The following is a 17934-nucleotide window of genomic DNA, read 5'->3' as shown; positions in this document are numbered from 1 at the left end:
CCAGACTCCTGGTCATGGCGGATGCGACCGGGCCGGGCGGCGGCGACGACGGGCCGGTGCGCGTGGGCGTCCTCGGTCCCCTCACGCTGGTCACCGCCGACGGCCCGGCGCCGGTCGGCGGCGCGCGGCTGCGGGTGCTGCTGGCCAGGCTGGCTCTTGACGCCGGGCGTGCCGTCCGGCCGGAGACCCTGGCCGAGGCGCTGTGGGACGAGGCGCCGCCGGAGGCCCCCTCGCACGCGCTGCAGTCGCTGGTGTCCCGGCTCCGGCGCGTCCTGGGGCACCCGGGGCTGGTCACCTCAGGTCCGGCCGGGTACCGGCTGGCCGTCGAGCCGGACGCCGTCGACGCCGTGCGGTTCGAGCGGCTGGCTCGGGCGGGGCGGCGTTCGTCCGCGCGGTCCCGGCCCGCCGAGGCGGCCGCCACCCTGCGGGAGGCCCTGAGCCTTTGGCGCGGTCCGGCGCTGGCCGACGTGCGGGCGGCGCCGTTCGCCGCCGCCGAGGCCGAACGGCTCGAACGTGCCCGGCTGGCCGCCCTGGAGGACCGCGTCGAGGCCGACCTGACGCTGGGCGCCGACCTCGACCTGGTCGCCGAGCTGGAGTCGCTGGCCGCCGCGCACCCGTTGCGCGAGCGCCTGCACGCCCAGCTCATCCGGGCCCTCGCCCTCAACGGCCGGGGCGCCGAGGCGCTGGCCGCCTACCAGCGCATCCGCGGCCTGCTCGCCGACGACTTCGGCGGCGACCCCGGACCGCATCTCCAGGCGGCCCACCTGGCCGTCCTACGCGGCGACCTCCCCGGCCCCCACCGGCCGCCGGGGCCGTTCGGGGCATCCGCGGCGTCCGGGCCCTCCGGGACGTCGGGGCTCTCCGGGGCGTCGGGGGTGTCGCTTGCTCGGCCGTCGCGTGGGAACCTCGATGTTCCGCTCACCAGCTTCGTGGGCCGTGACCAGGATGTGCGCCGCGTGATCGGCCTGCTCGGCCGCGCCCGGCTGGTCACGCTGGTCGGCCCTGGAGGCGCGGGCAAGACCCGGCTGGCCAACACGGTCGGCCGGCGGCTCACGCCGTCCGGTGGGGTGTGGTTCGTCCCGCTGGCCGCGATCGGCCCGGATGACGTCCCCCGCGTGCTGCTCGACCTGCTCCGGGCGCGCGAGGAGGGCGCGCCCCCGCGCGGGGCGCCGCTGGACCACCTGGCCGAGATCCTCGCGGACGACGACCTGGTCCTGGTGCTGGACAACTGCGAGCACGTGGTCGAGGCCGTCGCCACGCTGTGCGAGCCCCTGCTCGGCCGCTGCCCCCGGCTGCGGGTGCTGGTCACCAGCCGCGAACCCCTGCGCATCGGCGGCGAGACCTTGCACCAGGTGCTCCCGCTCGACCTGCCCGAACCGGGCGCGACGCCGGACCAGGCCCGGTCCAGCGCGGCCGTCCGGCTCTTCCACGACCGCGCCGCCGCCGTACGGCCCGGCTTCGCCCTGGACGGCGGCCCGCTGGCGGCGACCGTCGAGATCTGCCGCCGCCTCGACGGCCTGCCGCTGGCGATCGAGCTGGCCGCCGCCCGGCTGCGCGCCCTGCCGGTCGAGGCGGTCGCGGCCCGGCTGGACGACCGGTTCCGGCTGCTCACCGGCGGCAGCCGTACGGCGCTGCCGCGCCACCGCACCCTGGCCGCCGCCGTCGCCTGGAGCTGGGACCTGCTCGACCCCGGCGAACGGGCCCTGCTGGAACGCCTGTCGGTCGTCCGCGGCAGCTTCACCGAGGACACGGCGGAGGCGATCGGCACCGCCGGCACGATCGGCGACGCGAAGGCCCCCGGCGACGCTGGGGCGGTCAGCGGTGCGGGGGACGTGCCGGAGCTGTTGGCGGCGTTGGTCGACAAGTCGCTGCTGCACCCGGCCGACTCCACCGACCCGGCCGAGCCGCGTTACCGCCTGCTGGAGACCATCCGCGAGTACGGCCTCGACCGGCTGGCCCGGCGCGCCGAGGTCGCCGCCGCGCGAGACCGGCACGCCAGGTTCTTCCTGCGGCTGGCCGAGACCGCCGACCCGTCCCTGCGCACGTCGGACCAGCTTCGCCCGCTCGCCCGCCTGTCCGCCGAACGGGACGACCTGGCGGCCGCCATCCGCTGGACGGCCGAATCCGGCGACGCCGAGCGGGCCGTCCGGTTCGGCGTCGCTCTGAGCTGGTTCTGGCTCCTGCGGGACTTCCCGCCGGAGTCGCTCGATCTGCTCGGCCGGGTGCTCCAGGTCGCCGGACCGGCCGATCGGCAGGCCCGCGCGCTGGTCGCCGCCGCCCACGCGATGGCCACCACCGAGGCCGCCGTCCCGGAGGAGGCGGACGCCGCCTTCGACCGGATCAGGACGGCCCTGGCCCAGGTCGCCCCCGGGGCCCATCCCATCGTCGAGATGGCCCGTCTGGCGCTCGGCATAGCCGCCAAAGGCGACCACGTCGTACCGGAAGACGGAACGGATCGGTGGAGCCGGTCGCTGGCGCTGCTGGTCGGGGGCGTGCTGGCCATGAACACCGGCCACCTCGACGAGGCGAGGGACGCGCTGGCCCGCGCGCTGGACGGCTTCGAGGAACTCGGCGAGCGGTGGGGCCTGGCGATGACGCTGAGCGCCCTCGGCTCGGCACTGATCCGGTCCGGCGAACCCGCCACCGCCCCCGCCCTGGCCGAACGCGCCACCCGGTACTTCCGCGAACTCGGCATGCCCGAGCACACCATGGAGAACGAGGTGGCCGCCGCGCTGCACCGGGCCGAGTCCGGCGACGTGGACGGCGGCCGGCGGCGCCTGACCGGCCTCCTGGACCAGGCCGGGCGGAGCGGGTCGGCGGAGTCGCACACCCAGGTGCGCCTGGGCCTGGCCCGGCTGGAGCTGGCCGCCGGACGACCGGCCACGGCCCGCGAACACGCCCTGGCCGGGCTGGCCGCCGCCCCGCCCGGCCGTTCCACCACGCCACCTCTGACCGCGCTGCTGCTGGGCGTACTGGCTCAGGCGGACCTCGCGGAGGGATTGCCCGACCGCGCGGCCCGCCGGCTCGACCATCCGGCGGTGCGCCTGACGCTGACCTGGCACACGCCGGTCGCGGCCGCGACCGCGGTCGTGGCCGCCGCGATCGAGCTGTGCCGCGATCGCCCGGAACGGGCGGGACGGCTGCTCGGGGCCGCCACCGTGCTGGGCGGCTGGACCGGCACCGGCGCCGCCGACGCGCGACGGCTCGCCCGGCAGGCAGAAGCCGCGCTGGGCGCCGACGGGTTCGCCGCCGCGCACGCGGACGGTGCGGCGTCGTCGCGGGCCGGAGCCGAGGGGCTGGTGACGGCGGTCTTCGCCGCGCCGCTCAGCTAGCGCCGGGTACGGGCTTGCCGAACATCGTGCAGGTCACGGCCATCTGGAGCGCCTGGGCGGCCTTGGCCAGCTTCGGGTCGCCCCCGAACTCGGCCCAGTACTCCGCGCTGATGAGGACGGTCGCCGTGCGCTTGCCGGTTCGGTCGGTGAGGTTGGTGGTCAGGTAGCCGGGCATGCCGCCGTCGTGGCCCCAGAACGTGCCGCACGGATGGGCGCCGGTCTGGATGCCCAGCCCGTAGCCGGGACCGTCCGGTTCGCGCGGGTCCATCGGCACGGTGGTGCGGAGCTGGGCGAGCTGGGCGGCGGGCAGCAGTTCGCCGGACATGAGCGCGGCGTGGAAGCGGGACCAGTCGCGCGTGGTGGACACCACCGCCCCCGCCGGGCCGCCCCACCCGGGGTCGTGGCCGGAGACGTCCACGTGGCCGTCGTGGCGCGGCCCGGCGAGCCGCCGGAACGCGGCGGGCACCGCGGACGGCAGGTGGGCGGCGTCCGGCTCGTAACCGCGGGCGTGGGGGCCGCGCCAGGCGGGGCCGGTGGCGTAATAGGTGTGATCGAGGCCGAGCGGCCGGGCGATCCGGTCTCTGAGCAGGTCGGCCAGGCTCGTCCCGGTGACCTTCTCCAGGACGGCGCCGAGCGCGGCGTAGCCGGTGTTGCTGTAGGACCACTTCGCGCCGGGCGCGAACAGCGGAGCGTGTCGCACCCCCACGGCCAGCAGTTTCTCCGGGGTCCACCGCCGCCGGTCCCTGCCGAGCATCGAGGCCCGGAGCGCCGGGTCGTCGGTGTAGTCGTACAGGCCGCTGGTGTGGTTGAGCAGCATGCGCAGCGTGATCGTCCCGCCGCCGGGCACCTTGCCGGGCAGCCACTTGTCCACCGGGTCGGTCAGGGCGAGCCGGCCCTCGCCGACGAGTCGCAGCACGAGCACGGCGACCATGGTCTTGGTGTTGGACCCCATGCGGAACTCGTCCCCCGCCTTGAGCACGTGGTCGCGTGCGGTCCAGGCGGCCTGCTCGGCGATCTCGACGGGCCGGCCGCGGCCGTCGTCGACCCGTACGATCACGCCGGGCGCCCCGGCCGCCACCACGTCCCGCGCCAGGCGCGACAGCAGGGCCCGCGGGTCGTCCCCGGCCGGCCTGGCCGTCGCGGCGGCCGGGAAGAGCGCGGCGACGGCCAGGCTCCCGACCGGCACCGCGGCCGTGAACGCGCGCAGCCACCGTGGCCGCGCCGCACGACGGGACGGGACATCACATGGGTACATGAACCGGTTCCTCCTGAGCTGGGTGACGCGAACGCCTCCACCCTCCGGCCCCTCGCTCACAAACCGCACACATCCCGCTGTCAGCCGCCGCCCGCCGATGAGTTCCGGCCGCGGGCGAGGTCTTTCTCACGGAACGACAGCAAGGAGTGGTCCGTGTGGATCTGTACAGCGTGGTGTGCGTACGCGACCGGGTGGCGGCGCAGAAGTGGTACGAGGCGTTCTTCGGCCGTCCGGCGGACGAGATCGTCGGCGAGGAGCACCTGTGGCAGGTCGGCGAGAACGCGTGGGTGGTCGTCGACGACCGGCACATGCGGGCCGCGCGCGTGGGCGGCACCATGATCACGTTCGGCGTGTCCGGCCTCGACGACATCCTGGCCCGGCTGGCCGAGCACGGCATCGAGCACGGGCCCGTGGAGACGTACGGCAACGGCGTGCGCCACGTGGACGTCCTCGACCCGGACGGCAACAGCCTCTCGCTCGCCGAGGCCCCGCCACGATGATCCCGTTAGGCTCGGGACGTGTTCGACTCCGCCGACTTCGATCTGGCGCCCTACGCCGGCCTCGACACCTCGGCGTACGTGCGGCACACGTACAACAGCTGGGACGACGCCGGCTGGCGGTCACTGCTGGTGCAGACGTTCCGGCACGCGCCCGAGGCCGACCACCTCCCCTTGCCCGCCGTGTCCGACCTGCATCTCGTGCTCTGCGTGGCGGGGAGCGCCGACCTGCGGATACGGTCCGGCGGCCGGCCGGTCCGGCGGCGCTGGGTCCCGGGGCGGCTGGAGCTCATGGTCCCCGGCCGCGCCGGGTCGATCGGCTACCGGGCGGGGGCCGGGCTGAGCACCGTCCAGGTGCACGTCCCGGCGGGGGCCGTCCGGCGGGCCGCCGACGCGCTGGGCGGTCGCGAACCCGACTTCGAGGCGTCGGCCGCCGCGCTGGCGGCCGGTGACCCGGTCGTCGAGCAGCTGCTGCGCGCGCTGCCGGGCCGCGCCGGAGCGGGCGACCTGTACGCGGAGTCCGCCGCCGCCTTCCTCGTGACGCACCTGCTGACCCAGGGCCGGGCCGAACGCCTGCCCGGCCCCGAGCACGCGGCCGTCCGGGCGGGCGTCGCCATCATGACCGAGCGGCTGGCCGAGCCGTTGACGCTGGCCGTCATCGCGGCCGAGGTGCATCTCAGCGTGTACCACTTCGTCCGGGTCTTTCGGGAGGGGACCGGCCTGACGCCCCACCGGTACCTGACCCGGCTGCGCATCGAGGAGGCGCGGCGGCTGCTGTCGTCCACGTCCCTCAGCGTCGAGCAGATCGCCGGGCGGTGCGGGTTCGCCAGTCCGGGCGCGCTGTCGGCGGCCTTCCTGCGGCAGACCGGCGTACGGCCGTCGGCGTACCGCAAGCACTGATCGCCCGCCGGCGTGCCGCGCGCCTGCCCCCGGACCGCAAGAACCGATCGATCGTCGGCAATCGCGCGCATGGCCCCCGGACGCGGCCGGTCCCTACGTTGGGGCTCATGCCGTACTCCTTCGCCGTGACCGCGCGCTCGCAGGCCGCGCCCGACGCCGTCTTCGCGGCGCTCACCCACGCCGCCACCTGGCCGTCATGGTCGCCGATCGACTCCGCCGACGTCGAGGGCGGCGATCCGGCGGCACGGCAGCGGGCCGGGGACACCCGGGTCTTCCGCACCGGGCGCAACGTCTCCCGGGAGCGGATCGTCGAGCTCGTCCCCGACCGGCGGTTCGTCTACGACAACCTGGGCGGCCCGTTCCGCTCCTACCGCGGGACGATCGAGCTCGCCCCGACCGCCGGCGTCGGCGGCACCGACATCACCTGGTCCGCCGTCTTCGAGCCGAAGCTGCCGCTGTCGGGGGGTTTCTGGCGCTGGTACCTGACCCGCTTCCTGCGGGGCATGGCCGACGGCCTCGCCACGTACGCCGCCCGCACGACGAGCTGAGATTCCATGTTTGCCGAGGCTGATCCGGGAAGAGTGGGTGGGCAACGTACTCTAGATCATCAGGAGGAAACGCCTTGTCTCAGGACATGTGGAGCTACGGTTCCGACGTCTACGGCGACAAGACTCTGGACGTGGTCGGCTTCGACGTCGAGGCCACCGACGGCTCGATCGGGTCGGTGGACGAGACGAGCCACACCGTCGGCGACAGCTACCTGGTGGTCGACACCGGCCCGTGGATCTTCGGCAAGAAGGTCGTGCTGCCGGCCGGCACCGTCACGCGGATCGACCCGCAGGAACGCAAGGTCCACCTCGCGCGGACCAAGCAGGAGATCAAGGACTCGCCGAAGTTCGACGAGGACGCCACATACAACGACGACGCCCACCGCGACGAGGTGGGCGCGTACTACAACCGCTTCAACGGCACTATCTGACCCCCGGCGACCCGGGTGACCCGTTCGGGGCCGCCCGCCGGACGCGACACGCACCGCGGAGGCTGCCAAGGCCCCACAACCTCCGCACCCGGCGGGCCCCCGAAGGGCCGCAGCACCCATGGTCGGCAATCCCCCGCCCGCGACGTGGGCGGGGCGGCCGCGGTTACTCCTCCCACTCCTTCACCTGCACCTCGTGGTCGGCCTTCGCCGACGTGTACCCGGCGTTGCCCGCCCACTCGACGGTGTACGTGTAAAGCCCCGCCTCGGTCGGCGTGTGGGTGAAGCTGTACGTCCCGTCCTTTCGGGCGCCCACGCCCGGAAGGGCGATGGTCACCGTGCCGTTCGCGTTGGTCAGGGTCCGCTTGACCGTGAGCGGGTACCCCCACCCGGAGGCCGGAGGCTTGGGCAGCAGCACTCCGCTGATCGTCACCGGGACGCCGACGAGCCACTCCTCAGGCCCGGTCGCCGTCAGCGACGAGATGTTCTTGACTGTCAGCGTCACCGACGTCGTGCTCCAGCGGGCGTCGTCGTCGCCGTTCCAGAGCACGGTGTACGTGTGCGCTCCGCCCGCCGCCGGGGTGTCGGTGAGAGTGAAGGAGCCGTCCGGGGCGGTCGTCACGCTGTCGAGCGTCTCGGTGGTCCCGCCGGGCAGGCGGTGGGTCACCGTGAGCGGTTGCGCGCCGGGCGACGCGCCGCTGGGCACTTCGAGCGTGCCGGCGAGTGTGAGCGGCTGGTTCACCACCGCGTCGGAGGCGGACGTCAGTGTCAGCTTGGAGGCCGGGAAGGTGATGTCCTCCATCCGCCACAGGTACAGCTCGCCGGAGGACGCGGTCACCACGGCGAAGGCGTCCGTGCCCGAGAACGCGACCTCGTTCGTCCTGTCGGCGATCGTGCCGTCGAGGCCGTGGACCGTCTCCCCCGTCGCCGCGTCGTACAGCACGACGTCGGAGCCGTCGGCGCCGCCGACCGCCACGTGGGCCCCGTCAGGACTGGTCGCGACGGACGTGGGGAAGCCCTCCGAGGCCGTCGCACCCGCGTAGGTGCGGGTCTTCTCCAGGCTGTCGGCGTCCCACCGGTAGGTCCGGCGCGAGGGCGAGGAGACCGCGAGCACGTCCGCTCCATCCGCGGTGACGGCGACATCCGCCAGGCCCTCGATGTCGTGCGTGAAACCGTCGATCTCGCCGCGCAAGGCAGGGGTACTGCTCACGTCGTAGACGAACAGGCTGGACGTGCTCGTGTGAGTCTCGCCCACCACCAGCGTGCCGCCGCCGGCCGCGACCAGCGGAGCACCGGAGAAGTCGGAGGTGACCGCGGTCGGCTGCGGTGTCGCCGCACTCAGATCGAGTCCGACGACGCCGCCGTCGCCGCTCTCGCAGCCGTAGCCCACCCACAGCTGGTCACCGGAGCGCGCCAGGTGGGTCGGGCACGGGTATGCCGCGAGGTCGATGCTCCGGGTGATCTGCAGGGTGGCGGTGTCGATCTCGGCGACCTTCCCGGACTCGGTCAGAGCCACGTACAGGTGGGCTCCGTCCTGTGCCGTCGCCAGCCCCGAGGCGTCGGTCAGCCCGCCGACCTCGCCCAGGAGCTCACCGTCGGTGCCGGCGGCGACGAGCTTCTCGCCGTTCGTGACAAAGACCTTGCCGCTGCCGACGGCCAGGTCCCCGGACTTGTGGACGTAGTCCACACCCAGGCCGGTCGTGGTGTCGGCGGCCGTGGCGGCCGGGCTTGCCGCGACGAGGAGCGCGGCCGCCGTGGCCAGTGCCGAGGCGAGCCCCGCTGATCGGAGGGCGAGACGTGACGCGGTGGAACAGGAAGGTGCCAGGGGTAACGGACGCACAGGGGATCTCCGCTCGGCGAGAACGATCTCAGCCTCCTGATCAAGCCAGAAGACAGCGCATCAGGTCAAGATCAACCTACGGACGAGAGTGCCATCCGCGCCGCGGACCGTCGGCGAACGCGGCCGTGTCTCTCCGTAAGCCCGGCGAACGGGGCCGGGGTCACGGGGTGGTCTGGTGGGTCAGGATGTGGAGGGCGTCGGCGGAGGGTGGGTCGGACGGGGTGTAGATCTCGACCCGGTGGTCCGGGCTGTCGGGCTGGAGCCAGACCTGGTAGTCCACGCTGACGGCGCCGACCGTGGGATGCCGCAGGCGCATCGTGCCCACCGTGCAGTCGGCGACCTCGCCCACCGCCCACAACGTCGCGAACTCGTCGCTGCGCATCGTGAGCTCCCCGATCAGCTCGGCCAGGCGGGCGTCCGTAGGGAAGCGGCCCGCGGTGAGCCTGAGGTAGGCGACGTGGATGCGGGCGAGTTCGTCCCAGTTGCGGTGCAGGTCGCGGAAGAGCGGGTCCAGGAAGAACATCCTCGGCATGGACGGGCGGTTCTCCGGATCCCAAGGCGCCTCGAACGGCAGGTGCTCGCCCATCAGCGCGTGACCCGTACGGTTCCACGCCAGGACGTCCCCACGCCGGCCGAGCACGACCGCCGGCGTCGTCTCCTTCAGCGACTCCAGAAGCGCGAGCACCCGCGGATGAGGCTCCTCGCGGGGCGGCCGGGACAGCCGGGCGCGGGAGGGCTGCCGGGCGAGGTTGTGCAGGTGGACGGTCTCGATCCGGTCGAGCCGCAACACCCGCGCGAGGGCGTCGAGCACCTGCTCGGAGGCGGTCTCCGCGAGCCCCTGCTCCAGACGCGTGTAGTACCCGGCGCTCACCCCGGCGAGCTGCGCCAGCTCCTCACGCCGCAACCCGGGAACCCGGCGGGCCGTCCCGAAGGTACGCAGCCCGATCGCGGCGGGCGTGACCCGGTCACGACGGCTCTTCAGAAACGTTCCGAGACTCTCCACACCGTCGAGCCTAGGCCGACCGGTCGGGTCCGTGGGTACACCTGCTGGGTGCACCCACGCCAGGGGGATGGTTGCCGGGCGCGTCCTGCCCGAGTGTCGGCCCCATGTCTCGACAGCACACGCACACTCCTCCGGGCCTGCGGGCCTGGCTCGGCCTCCTGGTGATCCTTGGGCCCGTCCTGCTGGTCTCCATGGACGGCTCGATCCTGTTCCTGGCGATGCCCCGGATCAGCCAGGCCCTCACGCCGACCGCCGACCAGGCCCTGTGGACCCTCGACATCTACGGCTTCGCGGTCGGTTCGCTGCTCATCACGTTCGGCAACCTCGGCGACCGGTACGGGCGGCTGCGGCTGCTCCTGATCGGCGCCGCCGTGTTCGGTGTCGGCTCCACGGCGGCGGCGTTCGCGCCCAGCGCCGAGCTCCTGATCGCGGCCCGCGCGCTGATGGGGGTGGCGGGCGCGACCCTGCTGCCGTCGGCGCTGGCCGTGCTGAGCGAGCTGTTCGCCGACCCGCGGCGACGGGCGCAGGCCATCGGCATCTTCGCCGCGGCGTTCGCGGCCGGGTTCGCCGTCGGGCCGATCGCGGGCGGCGTCCTGCTGGAACGGTTCTGGTGGGGGGCGGTCTTCCTGATCAACCTGCCCGTCATCGCGCTGTTCCTGATCTTCGCGCCGGTCCTGCTCCGCGAGGTGCGCACGACGCGCGCCGGCCGCGTGGACGTGCCCAGCGTCGTGACCTCGGCGGCCGGTCTCCTGCTCACGATCTACGCACTCAAGAACGCCGCCGCGGAAGGTCCGTCGATCGTCCCGGTGCTCGCGGGGGCGGCCGGGGTGGGGCTGCTGGTGTGGTTCGGCCGCAGGCAGCGGAGCCTTCCGCACCCGTTGATCGAGTTCTCGCTGTTCCGCGACCGGGTGTTCACGGTGGCGATCATCACGGGGCTGCTGCCGCTGGCGGCGTGGTCGGCGACGGCGTACCTGTCGGGTGTCTACCTGCAGTCGGTGCTCGGTCTGCCGGTGCTGCACGCGGCGCTGCTCGCGCTGCCCGGCGCGGTGGTGCTCACCGTCACCTGCGTCGTCACCCCCTTCGTGGTGGAACGCGTCGGCAAGCGGGCCGCGCTCGCCGTCTGCCACTTCTCCATCGCCGCGGGGCTGCTGGTCCTGCTCCCCACGGCCGTCACGGGCGGGGTCGGCTGGTACGTCGCCTCGACCGTCGTCGCGGGCGTCGGCTACGGGATCTCGTTCAGTGTCGTGGCCGACACCGCCGTCGGGGCCGTGCCGCCGGAACGGGCCGGGGCGGCGGGGGCGCTGGCCGAGACCAGCAACGAGATCGGCAACGCGCTCGGCATCGCGCTCCTCGGCTCGCTCGCCGCCCTGGTCTTCCGGCTCCAGGGGCCGGACCTGGCCCCCACGCTGGACGGGACCCTCCAGCTCCCCGCCCTCGTGCCGGCGGCGGTCACGCAGGCCAAGACGGCCTTCGTCACGGGGTTGCACGTCGCGGCGGCGGTGGCCGGCGTCCTGCACGTGGTGCTCGGCGTCGTCGCCCTCCGGCCGGCGCAGGCGCGGAACGGCCTGCGTCCGGTCGGGCCGGGGCTGTGAGGGGGCGCGTTCACCTGTCCGTCAGGAAGGCGAGGGCGTCAGGGGCGAAGCGCTTGTCGGTGAAGGTGCCGCTGTGGGTCCGTCCGGGGTAGACGGTCAGCCGGGCGCCGGGGATGCCGTCGACCGTCTCCCGGGCCAGGTCGAGCGGGTAGACGAGGTCGTCGGCGCCCTGGATCAGCAGGGTGGCCGCCTTGATGTCGTGCAGGCGTCCGCGCAGGTCGAAGCCGTCCTCGGCGTTGAGCACGGTGACGGCGTCGGTGCGGTCGGCGCGGCCGCCGTCCGAGAGCCAGAGCAGGCCCTTGAGCAGGACGCGGCCGAGCGCCGATTCGGTGACGATCTCGGCCAGCGCCGGGCTCGGCCGCCTGCCCTGGCGGGCGCGTTCGATGTAGCCGCGCTGGGCCCGCCTGCCGGCCGGGCCGAGGGTGCCCGCCGTGCCCGCCAGGACGAGGCGGTCGACCAGGCCGGGATGGTCGGCGGCGAGTTGCAGGGCGATGGATCCGCCGGTGGACAGGGCCAGCACGTCCACCGAGCCCTCGAACGTGGTCCTGATCGCCTGGGCGAAGATCGCGGCGAGGTCGGCCATGGTCGTGGTCGGCGGCAGCCCCGGCGGGCGGTTGACGACGTACACGGTGAAGTGAGAGGTGAACGGCCGCACCATGCGCATCGTGGACCAGCGCGTCAGGCCCGTCGGGTTGGCCGCTTCGGGGGTGTAGATCAGGACGATCAGGGGCGGTCCTTCGCCGGCCGACAGATACGGCAGGTCGTTCAGCATGGGGAAATCCATATCCGTGTGAACTATTTGGATTTTTGTTCACAGGATACGGCAACGCGTCGACGGCCGTTGATCGGCCGGCCGATGGGCTACAGTCGTCCGCCATGGCCGAATCCTCCTACCTCACCACGACCGCCGACGCCTACGACGCCGTCGCCGAGCTGTACGCCGATCTCGCCCGGGACTCGCTCGCCCGCCTGCCGCTGGATCGCGCGATGATCTCCGTGTTCGCCGAGCTCGTACGGGCCACAGGACCCCGGCCCGTCGTCGAGGCCGGCTGCGGCCCCGGCTACATGACGGCCCACCTGCGTGACCTCGGCCTCGACGCCTTCGGCATCGACCTGTCCCCCGCGCTGCTCGACATCGCCCGAAGGGACTTCCCCGGCCTGCGTTTCGAGCTCGGCTCGATGGACACCCTCGACGTGGCCGACGGCGAGCTGGGCGGCCTGGTGTCCTGGTACTCCATGATCCACGTCCCGCCGGCGGAGCTGCCGGCGTACTTCGCCGAGTTCCGCCGGGTGCTGGCCCCCGGCGGCCACCTCCTGCTCGGCTTCTTCGAGGCCGAGGGCGATCCGGTGACGGAGTTCGACCACAAGGTCACGCCGGCCTACCGGTGGCCGATCGACGACCTGGCCGATCTGGCCCGCAAGGAGGAGTTCGTCGAGGTGGGACGGATGCTGCGCGAGCCCCTGGAGGACGAACGCTTCCGTCGTGGCCATCTCCTGATGCGCGCCGCGACCCCCGCCGCCGCAGACTAGACGCACGGGCCCGCGGGCACCCCCGCCGACGACTGTTCGAGCTGAACCGGCCCACCCACGGTGGACGCCCGTCAGGGGGCCGACGTGGGGTGGGCGTAGAGGTTTCCGTTGGAGGCGCCGAGGTAGACGAAGCCGTCGGCCACGACAGGGACGGTCTCGACGGCGCCGCCGGTGCGGAACCTCGATCGCACGGCGCCGGTGGCGGGGTCGAGCGTGTACACGGTTCCGTCGCCGCCGGAGACGTGGACGGCGCCGCCCGCCGCCACGGGGCCGGTCCCGCAGCCGCCGGGCAGCGGGAGCCGCCGGCGTGGCCGGCCCCTGTCGAGCGCGTACAGCGTGCAATCGCGGCCGACGGTGTGGACGAGGCCGTCCGACACGGCGACGCTCCAGTGGTACATGGGCCGGTCGCCTCTGGCCTCGAAGCTCCACAGGCGCTCGCCGGTGGCGGCGTCCAGTGCGTGCGTGGTGCCCCGGTCGTCGCCCAGGTAGACGGTCCCGCCGGTCACCACCGGAGGGGCGGAGACGGGGCCGGGGATCCGGGACCTCCATCGGACCTCGCCCGAGGCGACGTCCACGGCGTTCACGTCGCCGCTGCCGCTCACCACGTAGACGGTCGCGCCCGACCGTCGCAGCAGGACGCGGTCGTGTCCCCCGCCGAGCCGCCACCGCCGTTCCACGGTTCCGGTGGCGGGGGTCAGGGCGTACATCACGCCGTGGTCGTCGCCGGTGAGGACGACGTCACCGGCCGACACGGGCTTGGGGGCCAGCAGGTCGCCCGCGGGTTCGAAGCTCCACAGCCGCCTGCCCGAGGCGGCGTCGAGCGCCACGAGTTCGGCCTTCGAGGACCAGGCGGGATGCCGGGTCCACAGGTAGAGGCGGCCCGCCGCGACCACGAGACCGACGGGATCGCCGATCCTGCGGCTCCAGCGGGGGCGGCCGGTCGCCGCGTCCAGCGCCACCAGGCTGCCCGTGCGGGAGGCCGCGTACACGGTGCCGTGCGCGACCACGTGGTCCTCCCCCACGGGCCCGCCCGTCTGACGGCGCCAGCGCACCGCGCCGGTGGCGGCGTCCAGCGCGGACACCGTGCCGTCGGCGCTGGACGCGTAGACGACGCCGCCCGTCACCACCGGTTCGGTACGGATGGCCGCGTCCGTCGGAAAGCTCCACCCGCGTTCGCCCACCGGGACGGGGGCACGGACGCCCGGCCGGTACCGGGCCAGCAGACGGTCGCGCAGCACCGGCGACAACAACCGCACCGCCTGCCGGGACGACGAGGTCAGCCGGACGACGGCCGGCCCCACGTTGACGAGCGTCGCGCCGTAGAAGCCGTCCGTCGCGTCCACCGTGTAGGACAGGAAGCCCGGGGCCTCGGTGGTGGGGTCGACAGGGTTGGCCGCTCTGACGGTGGCGGACTCGGCGGCGTACAGCCTGCGCGCGCTCTCCTCCGACGGCGCCACCCACTCCACCGACAGCGAGACGACGGCGCCGTCGTCGGCCCGCGGTATCCAGTCGCAGCGCGCCGTGCCGTCCGTCGCCGGGGCCGGGCGGTAGCCGTCCGCGTACGCCGCCAGGTCGCGCCCGGTCAGCAGGCCGCAGGCGTCCGGCCAGGCGGTCTGCGGGCGTACCGTCCCGTGGACCGGCCGGTACGCCGTCAGCCGCCCGTCTCCCGGGACGTCGCTGAACACGAAGGCCAGGCCCTGGCTCGTCCCGGCGAAGGAGACCAGGCCGGCGGGCAGGTCGATCGGCAGGCCGCCGGGCTCTCCGGTGACGGGGTCCACGGAGACCAGGTAGGCGGGCAGCGGCCAGGATCGCGGGGCGGGCCGCATGGTGGCGGGGCCGGCGTACAGGGGCGCGGCCCGGCGGCCGGGCGGGCTGACCCTGACGGCCTGGGAGCGGCTGGACAGCAGGCGGCCGTCGGGGCCGAGGAAGAAGTCGTCGTCGGCCGCCCTGGCCCGCACGTACCCTTCGGCGTTGGCCGTGAGCTCGATCGACGGGCCGCCGCCCTTCGTCGTGGCGGACGACGACGGCAGCGGGCGCGTCCGTCCCTGCCGCAGGGTGCGCGGATCCATCGAGGACAGCCGCAGTTCGCCGTCCCGGCAGTGGCTGAGCAGCCACACCGAGCGGGCCGTCGCGGCGCCGGTCAGCCGGCAGCCCGGCGGGTAGGCGGAACGGGCCGTGGCCGTGCCGGTCCGCGCGTCGAGGGCCAGGATCTGGAGGGGTTCGTCCGGCTGCTCGAACACCACGATGCCGTGTTCGGTCGCCAGGATCCGCGGGCCGCGGTAGTGGCCGGCCTCGTCCAGCCGGGGCTGACGCAGGGCGACGATGATCGGGCGCCGCCACAGGGGCGCGCCCGTGGCCAGGTCGTGGCCGTACAGGGTCTGCTCGGGGGCGTCCGGTTCGCCTCTGGCGACGACGAGCGTGCCGCCCGCGAGCCAGACGCCGGTGACGGACGAGGGCCGAGCCGGACCGGCGGGGACGGTGAGCCGGAGCACCCCCGTTCGCGGGTCGTGGATCCGTACGTCGCCCTGCCGCGTCGCCACGGCGACCGCCCGATCTGACACGGCGTGACTGCGGGCCTCCTGGGCCATGACGCCGTGCCCGGCCTCGACGGGCACCGACCACACCGCCCGCCACTCGACGGGGACGCGACCGGCCCCGGTCACGTCGGCCCCGGCCGAGCAGGTGGCCAGGATGACCACCAGCAGCGTCGCCGCCGACCGGTATCCGCCCGCGGTCAGCACTGCCCGGCCTTGGCGAGCTTCCGCTCGATCGCGCACGCCTCGCCCCTGGAGATCGGCCGCCAGCCGCCGAGCGGGGAGGTGGTGTAGTAGGCGCGGTAGGTGTCGGAGGTGCCGGTCACCCGGAACGGCGTACGGTCCGGCCCCTGGATCGTGAGCTGCTCGGTCCGGTCCCCCGCGAGCACAGTGACCAGCAGGTCGAAGGCGTAGTAGGCGGCAGTGCCGGTGACCGTCATGGAGAGCGTGACTCGTTCGTCCTGCTTGAGGTCGATCTGCTTCTTCCTGAAGTAGGAGGTGTCCGGGTCTTCGGGGGTGGTGAAGCGGGGGGCGGGCTGGTCGAGGTCGGCGGCGAGCTCGACAGCAGGGGACTCTCCGGCGGGGGTGTACACGAACAGCGCGCCGTCCGAGATCGGCCTGCGGTCGAGGACGCGCGGCCGGACGTCGACGATGCGCAGGCTGCTGCGGTTGCCGACGAGGACGACGGTGACCTCCGCGCTCTCCAGCGGGGCCCAGTCGTGGCTCGCCATGACGGTGTCGCGCCGCGAGCCGGACGCGCCGCCCAGCAGGACGGCCCGGTCGGCGGGGTCGGTCACCGGCTCCCGCAGGGTGGTGTCCTGGGCGGCGTACTCGACGGCCACGTAGCCGACCTTGACGGGGGGCTCGCCGCTGATGCTGCCGACGGTGTCGGAGCCGCGCGCGTTGAACCAGGCGGTGAACACGACCCCGATCGCCGCGACGATCACGGCGCTGAGGATGCCCGCCAGCCACGTCCGCACGGCCTTCCACTTTCCGGCCTCCTCCGTAGGGACGGGGGTGGCACGCTTTTTCTGGCGCGCTCTGGCCATGGGCGTCCCCTTCATCGGCGGAGTGCGGCAGCTGATGTATAGCTGATGGGACGGCTGCTCAACCGCCCTGTCGGCGAATTCCGCATCGAATTTCCAAGCGCGTGGTATGTGACTAATAGCCGTATATTTCGCGAAAAGTCGATCTTTTTTCAGGCTGTGATCGCGTGAGAACAGGTCCTAGGCTGGCCGGGGTGACGGGAGCGGCGGCGGGCGCGCGGACGCAGGAGCAGATGCGGCAGCGGAACCTGAGCGAGGTGCTGCGACGCGTCCACAAGGACGGCGCGGTGTCGCGGGCCGCGCTCGGCCGCGGGATGGGCCTCAACCGCAGCACCATCATGGACCTGACCGCAGAGCTCACCGCCGCCGGGCTCGTCCGCGAAGGGGTTCCCGCCGGGCGTGGCCGCGCGGGGCGGCCGTCCATCGTCGTCATGCCCGAGCGGGGGACGGTGTACGGGCTCGCCTTCGACGTGGCCGTGGACCGGCTGCTCGCCGCCCGTGTCGGGCTCGGCGGCCAGGTCCTCGACCGCCGCGAGGCCGTCCGCGCCCGTGCCGGGGCCGACCTGGAGGACGTCGTCCGAGTCCTCGCCGCCTTCGGCCGCGAACTGGTCGCCGGGGCCGATCCCGGCGCGTCGTGCGTGGGGGTCGGCGCTTCGTACTGCGGGTTGATCAGGCGTGCCGACGGCACCGTCCGGTACGGGCCGCACCTCGGCTGGGTGGACCAGGCGTTCGGCCCGGAACTCGCCGCCGGGCTCGGCCTCGGGCTTCCCGTCGAGGTGGGCAACGAGGCGCACCTGGGCGCGGTCGCCGAGCACGTACGCGGCGCGGGACGCGACGTCGACAACCTCATCTACCTGCACGGGGACGTCGGTGTCGGCGGCGGGATCATCGTCGGCGGCGAACTCCTGGACGGCGACTCGGGCTACGGCTGCGAACTCGGGCACATGCTGGTCAACCCGTTCGACGGGCGGCCCTGTCTGTGCGGGTCGCGCGGCTGCCTGGAGGCCGAGGTGGGGGAAGAGGCGCTGCTGGACTACGCGCGACGCTCCGACGGCCTCATCGGACGCGACGGCATCCGGGCCGTCGTCACCCTGGCCGGGACCGGTGACGCCCGGGCGCGGGACGCCCTGGACCGCGTCGGCGACTGGCTCGGCGTCGGCGTCGTCAACCTCATCAACCTGTTCAACCCGGCGCTCGTGGTCTTCGGCGGCATGCTCCGCGACGTCTACCCGGGCGCCGCGCCACGCGTCCGCGCCCGGATCGACGCGCATGTCCTGCCGGTGTCACGTGAACGCGTCCGCCTGGCCGTGACGGCCCTGGGTGACGACACCACGCTCGCCGGCGCCGCCGAACTCGCCTTCGCCGGCCTCCTGGACGACCCCCTCAACACCCTGGCCACCCGACGTGGGCCGGCGATTTGAGTTCACCC

General features: G+C 73.9%; 14 protein-coding genes. 8 read left to right on the top strand and 6 right to left on the bottom strand.

The window, feature by feature from the left end; all coding sequences use genetic code 11:
• Positions 1 to 14 precede the first annotated feature (14 nt).
• Complete coding sequence (locus tag AB0J97_RS23260; protein ID WP_364091835.1) at positions 15 to 3332, top strand: BTAD domain-containing putative transcriptional regulator; 3318 nt, start codon at positions 15 to 17, stop codon at positions 3330 to 3332.
• Here the strand turns inward: AB0J97_RS23260 and AB0J97_RS23255 are convergent.
• Positions 3325 to 4587 (bottom strand): serine hydrolase domain-containing protein, encoded by a 1263-nt coding sequence (locus AB0J97_RS23255; RefSeq protein WP_364091833.1) that lies wholly within the window; start codon positions 4585 to 4587, stop codon positions 3325 to 3327. The two genes, AB0J97_RS23260 and AB0J97_RS23255, sit on opposite strands and share 8 nt — an antisense overlap.
• 155 nt (positions 4588 to 4742) lie before the next feature.
• On the opposite strand from AB0J97_RS23255, the gene AB0J97_RS23250 reads away from it, so the two are divergent.
• From AB0J97_RS23250 to AB0J97_RS23235, 4 genes are all read left to right on the top strand, one after another.
• Positions 4743 to 5087 carry a VOC family protein gene (locus tag AB0J97_RS23250; RefSeq protein ID WP_364091831.1) on the top strand — a complete coding sequence of 115 codons (345 nt, stop codon included), beginning with the start codon at positions 4743 to 4745 and terminating at the stop codon, positions 5085 to 5087.
• An 18-nt stretch (positions 5088 to 5105) separates the two neighbouring features.
• A complete protein-coding gene (locus AB0J97_RS23245; RefSeq protein ID WP_364091829.1) occupies positions 5106 to 5984 on the top strand; it encodes an AraC family transcriptional regulator in 879 nt (292 codons plus the stop codon).
• A 107-nt stretch (positions 5985 to 6091) separates the two neighbouring features.
• Complete coding sequence (locus AB0J97_RS23240) at positions 6092 to 6532, top strand: SRPBCC family protein (RefSeq protein ID WP_364091827.1); 441 nt, start codon at positions 6092 to 6094, stop codon at positions 6530 to 6532.
• 74 nt (positions 6533 to 6606) lie between these two features.
• Positions 6607 to 6963, top strand: a complete 357-nt coding sequence (locus tag AB0J97_RS23235) for a PRC-barrel domain containing protein (RefSeq protein WP_364091825.1) — start codon at positions 6607 to 6609, stop codon at positions 6961 to 6963.
• 163 nt (positions 6964 to 7126) lie between these two features.
• Here the strand turns inward: AB0J97_RS23235 and AB0J97_RS23230 are convergent, their stop codons facing one another.
• Together AB0J97_RS23230 and AB0J97_RS23225 are read right to left on the bottom strand one after the other, a co-directional pair.
• Positions 7127 to 8800 carry a hypothetical protein gene (locus tag AB0J97_RS23230; protein WP_364091823.1) on the bottom strand — a complete coding sequence of 558 codons (1674 nt, stop codon included), beginning with the start codon at positions 8798 to 8800 and terminating at the stop codon, positions 7127 to 7129.
• Positions 8801 to 8960: 160 nt separating this feature from the next.
• Positions 8961 to 9803: a helix-turn-helix transcriptional regulator gene (locus AB0J97_RS23225; protein WP_364091821.1), complete on the bottom strand. Its 843-nt coding sequence runs from the start codon at positions 9801 to 9803 to the stop codon at positions 8961 to 8963.
• 104 nt (positions 9804 to 9907) lie between these two features.
• On the opposite strand from AB0J97_RS23225, the gene AB0J97_RS23220 reads away from it, so the two are divergent.
• Positions 9908 to 11395: an MFS transporter gene (locus tag AB0J97_RS23220; protein ID WP_364091819.1), complete on the top strand. Its 1488-nt coding sequence runs from the start codon at positions 9908 to 9910 to the stop codon at positions 11393 to 11395.
• A 10-nt stretch (positions 11396 to 11405) separates the two neighbouring features.
• On the opposite strand, the gene AB0J97_RS23215 is transcribed toward AB0J97_RS23220, so the two are convergent.
• Positions 11406 to 12167, bottom strand: a complete 762-nt coding sequence (locus tag AB0J97_RS23215; RefSeq protein WP_364091817.1) for an alpha/beta hydrolase — start codon at positions 12165 to 12167, stop codon at positions 11406 to 11408.
• Between the two features lie 104 nt (positions 12168 to 12271).
• Between AB0J97_RS23215 and AB0J97_RS23210 the strand changes: the two genes are divergently transcribed.
• Positions 12272 to 12925, top strand: a complete 654-nt coding sequence (locus AB0J97_RS23210; RefSeq protein ID WP_364091815.1) for a class I SAM-dependent methyltransferase — start codon at positions 12272 to 12274, stop codon at positions 12923 to 12925.
• 71 nt (positions 12926 to 12996) lie between these two features.
• On the opposite strand, the gene AB0J97_RS23205 is transcribed toward AB0J97_RS23210, so the two are convergent.
• Both AB0J97_RS23205 and AB0J97_RS23200 read right to left on the bottom strand, forming a co-directional pair.
• On the bottom strand, positions 12997 to 15666 hold the full coding sequence (locus AB0J97_RS23205; protein WP_364091813.1) for a PQQ-binding-like beta-propeller repeat protein: 2670 nt from the start codon (positions 15664 to 15666) through the stop codon (positions 12997 to 12999).
• On the bottom strand, positions 15660 to 16508 hold the full coding sequence (locus tag AB0J97_RS23200) for a hypothetical protein (RefSeq protein WP_364091811.1): 849 nt from the start codon (positions 16506 to 16508) through the stop codon (positions 15660 to 15662). The genes AB0J97_RS23205 and AB0J97_RS23200 overlap by 7 nt, the downstream gene beginning before the upstream one ends.
• Before the next feature lie 230 nt (positions 16509 to 16738).
• Between AB0J97_RS23200 and AB0J97_RS23195 the strand changes: the two genes are divergently transcribed.
• Entirely contained in the window at positions 16739 to 17926 is a 1188-nt protein-coding gene (locus AB0J97_RS23195) for an ROK family protein (RefSeq protein WP_364091966.1), read from the top strand.
• Positions 17927 to 17934 lie beyond the last annotated feature (8 nt).

The sequence above is a fragment of the Nonomuraea sp. NPDC049607 genome (genome assembly GCF_040675375.1).
Taxonomy (GTDB): Bacteria; Actinomycetota; Actinomycetes; order Streptosporangiales; family Streptosporangiaceae; genus Nonomuraea.
Note: the sequence above shows the minus strand (reverse complement) of the source record. Positions and strands in the feature narration are given on the sequence as shown.

Bases quoted from the DNA above. Each gene is read 5' to 3' on its own strand.
- AB0J97_RS23220 (WP_364091819.1), top strand. From the start codon at position 9,908: ATGTCTCGACAGCACACGCACACTCCTCCGGGCCTGCGGGCCTGGCTC.
- AB0J97_RS23240 (WP_364091827.1), top strand. From the start codon at position 6,092: ATGCCGTACTCCTTCGCCGTGACCGCGCGCTCGCAGGCCGCGCCCGAC.
- AB0J97_RS23255 (WP_364091833.1), bottom strand. From the start codon at position 4,587: ATGTACCCATGTGATGTCCCGTCCCGTCGTGCGGCGCGGCCACGGTGG.
- AB0J97_RS23260 (WP_364091835.1), top strand. From the start codon at position 15: ATGGCGGATGCGACCGGGCCGGGCGGCGGCGACGACGGGCCGGTGCGC.
- AB0J97_RS23195 (WP_364091966.1), top strand. From the start codon at position 16,739: ATGCGGCAGCGGAACCTGAGCGAGGTGCTGCGACGCGTCCACAAGGAC.
- AB0J97_RS23200 (WP_364091811.1), bottom strand. From the start codon at position 16,508: ATGGCCAGAGCGCGCCAGAAAAAGCGTGCCACCCCCGTCCCTACGGAG.
- AB0J97_RS23210 (WP_364091815.1), top strand. From the start codon at position 12,272: ATGGCCGAATCCTCCTACCTCACCACGACCGCCGACGCCTACGACGCC.
- AB0J97_RS23215 (WP_364091817.1), bottom strand. From the start codon at position 12,167: ATGCTGAACGACCTGCCGTATCTGTCGGCCGGCGAAGGACCGCCCCTG.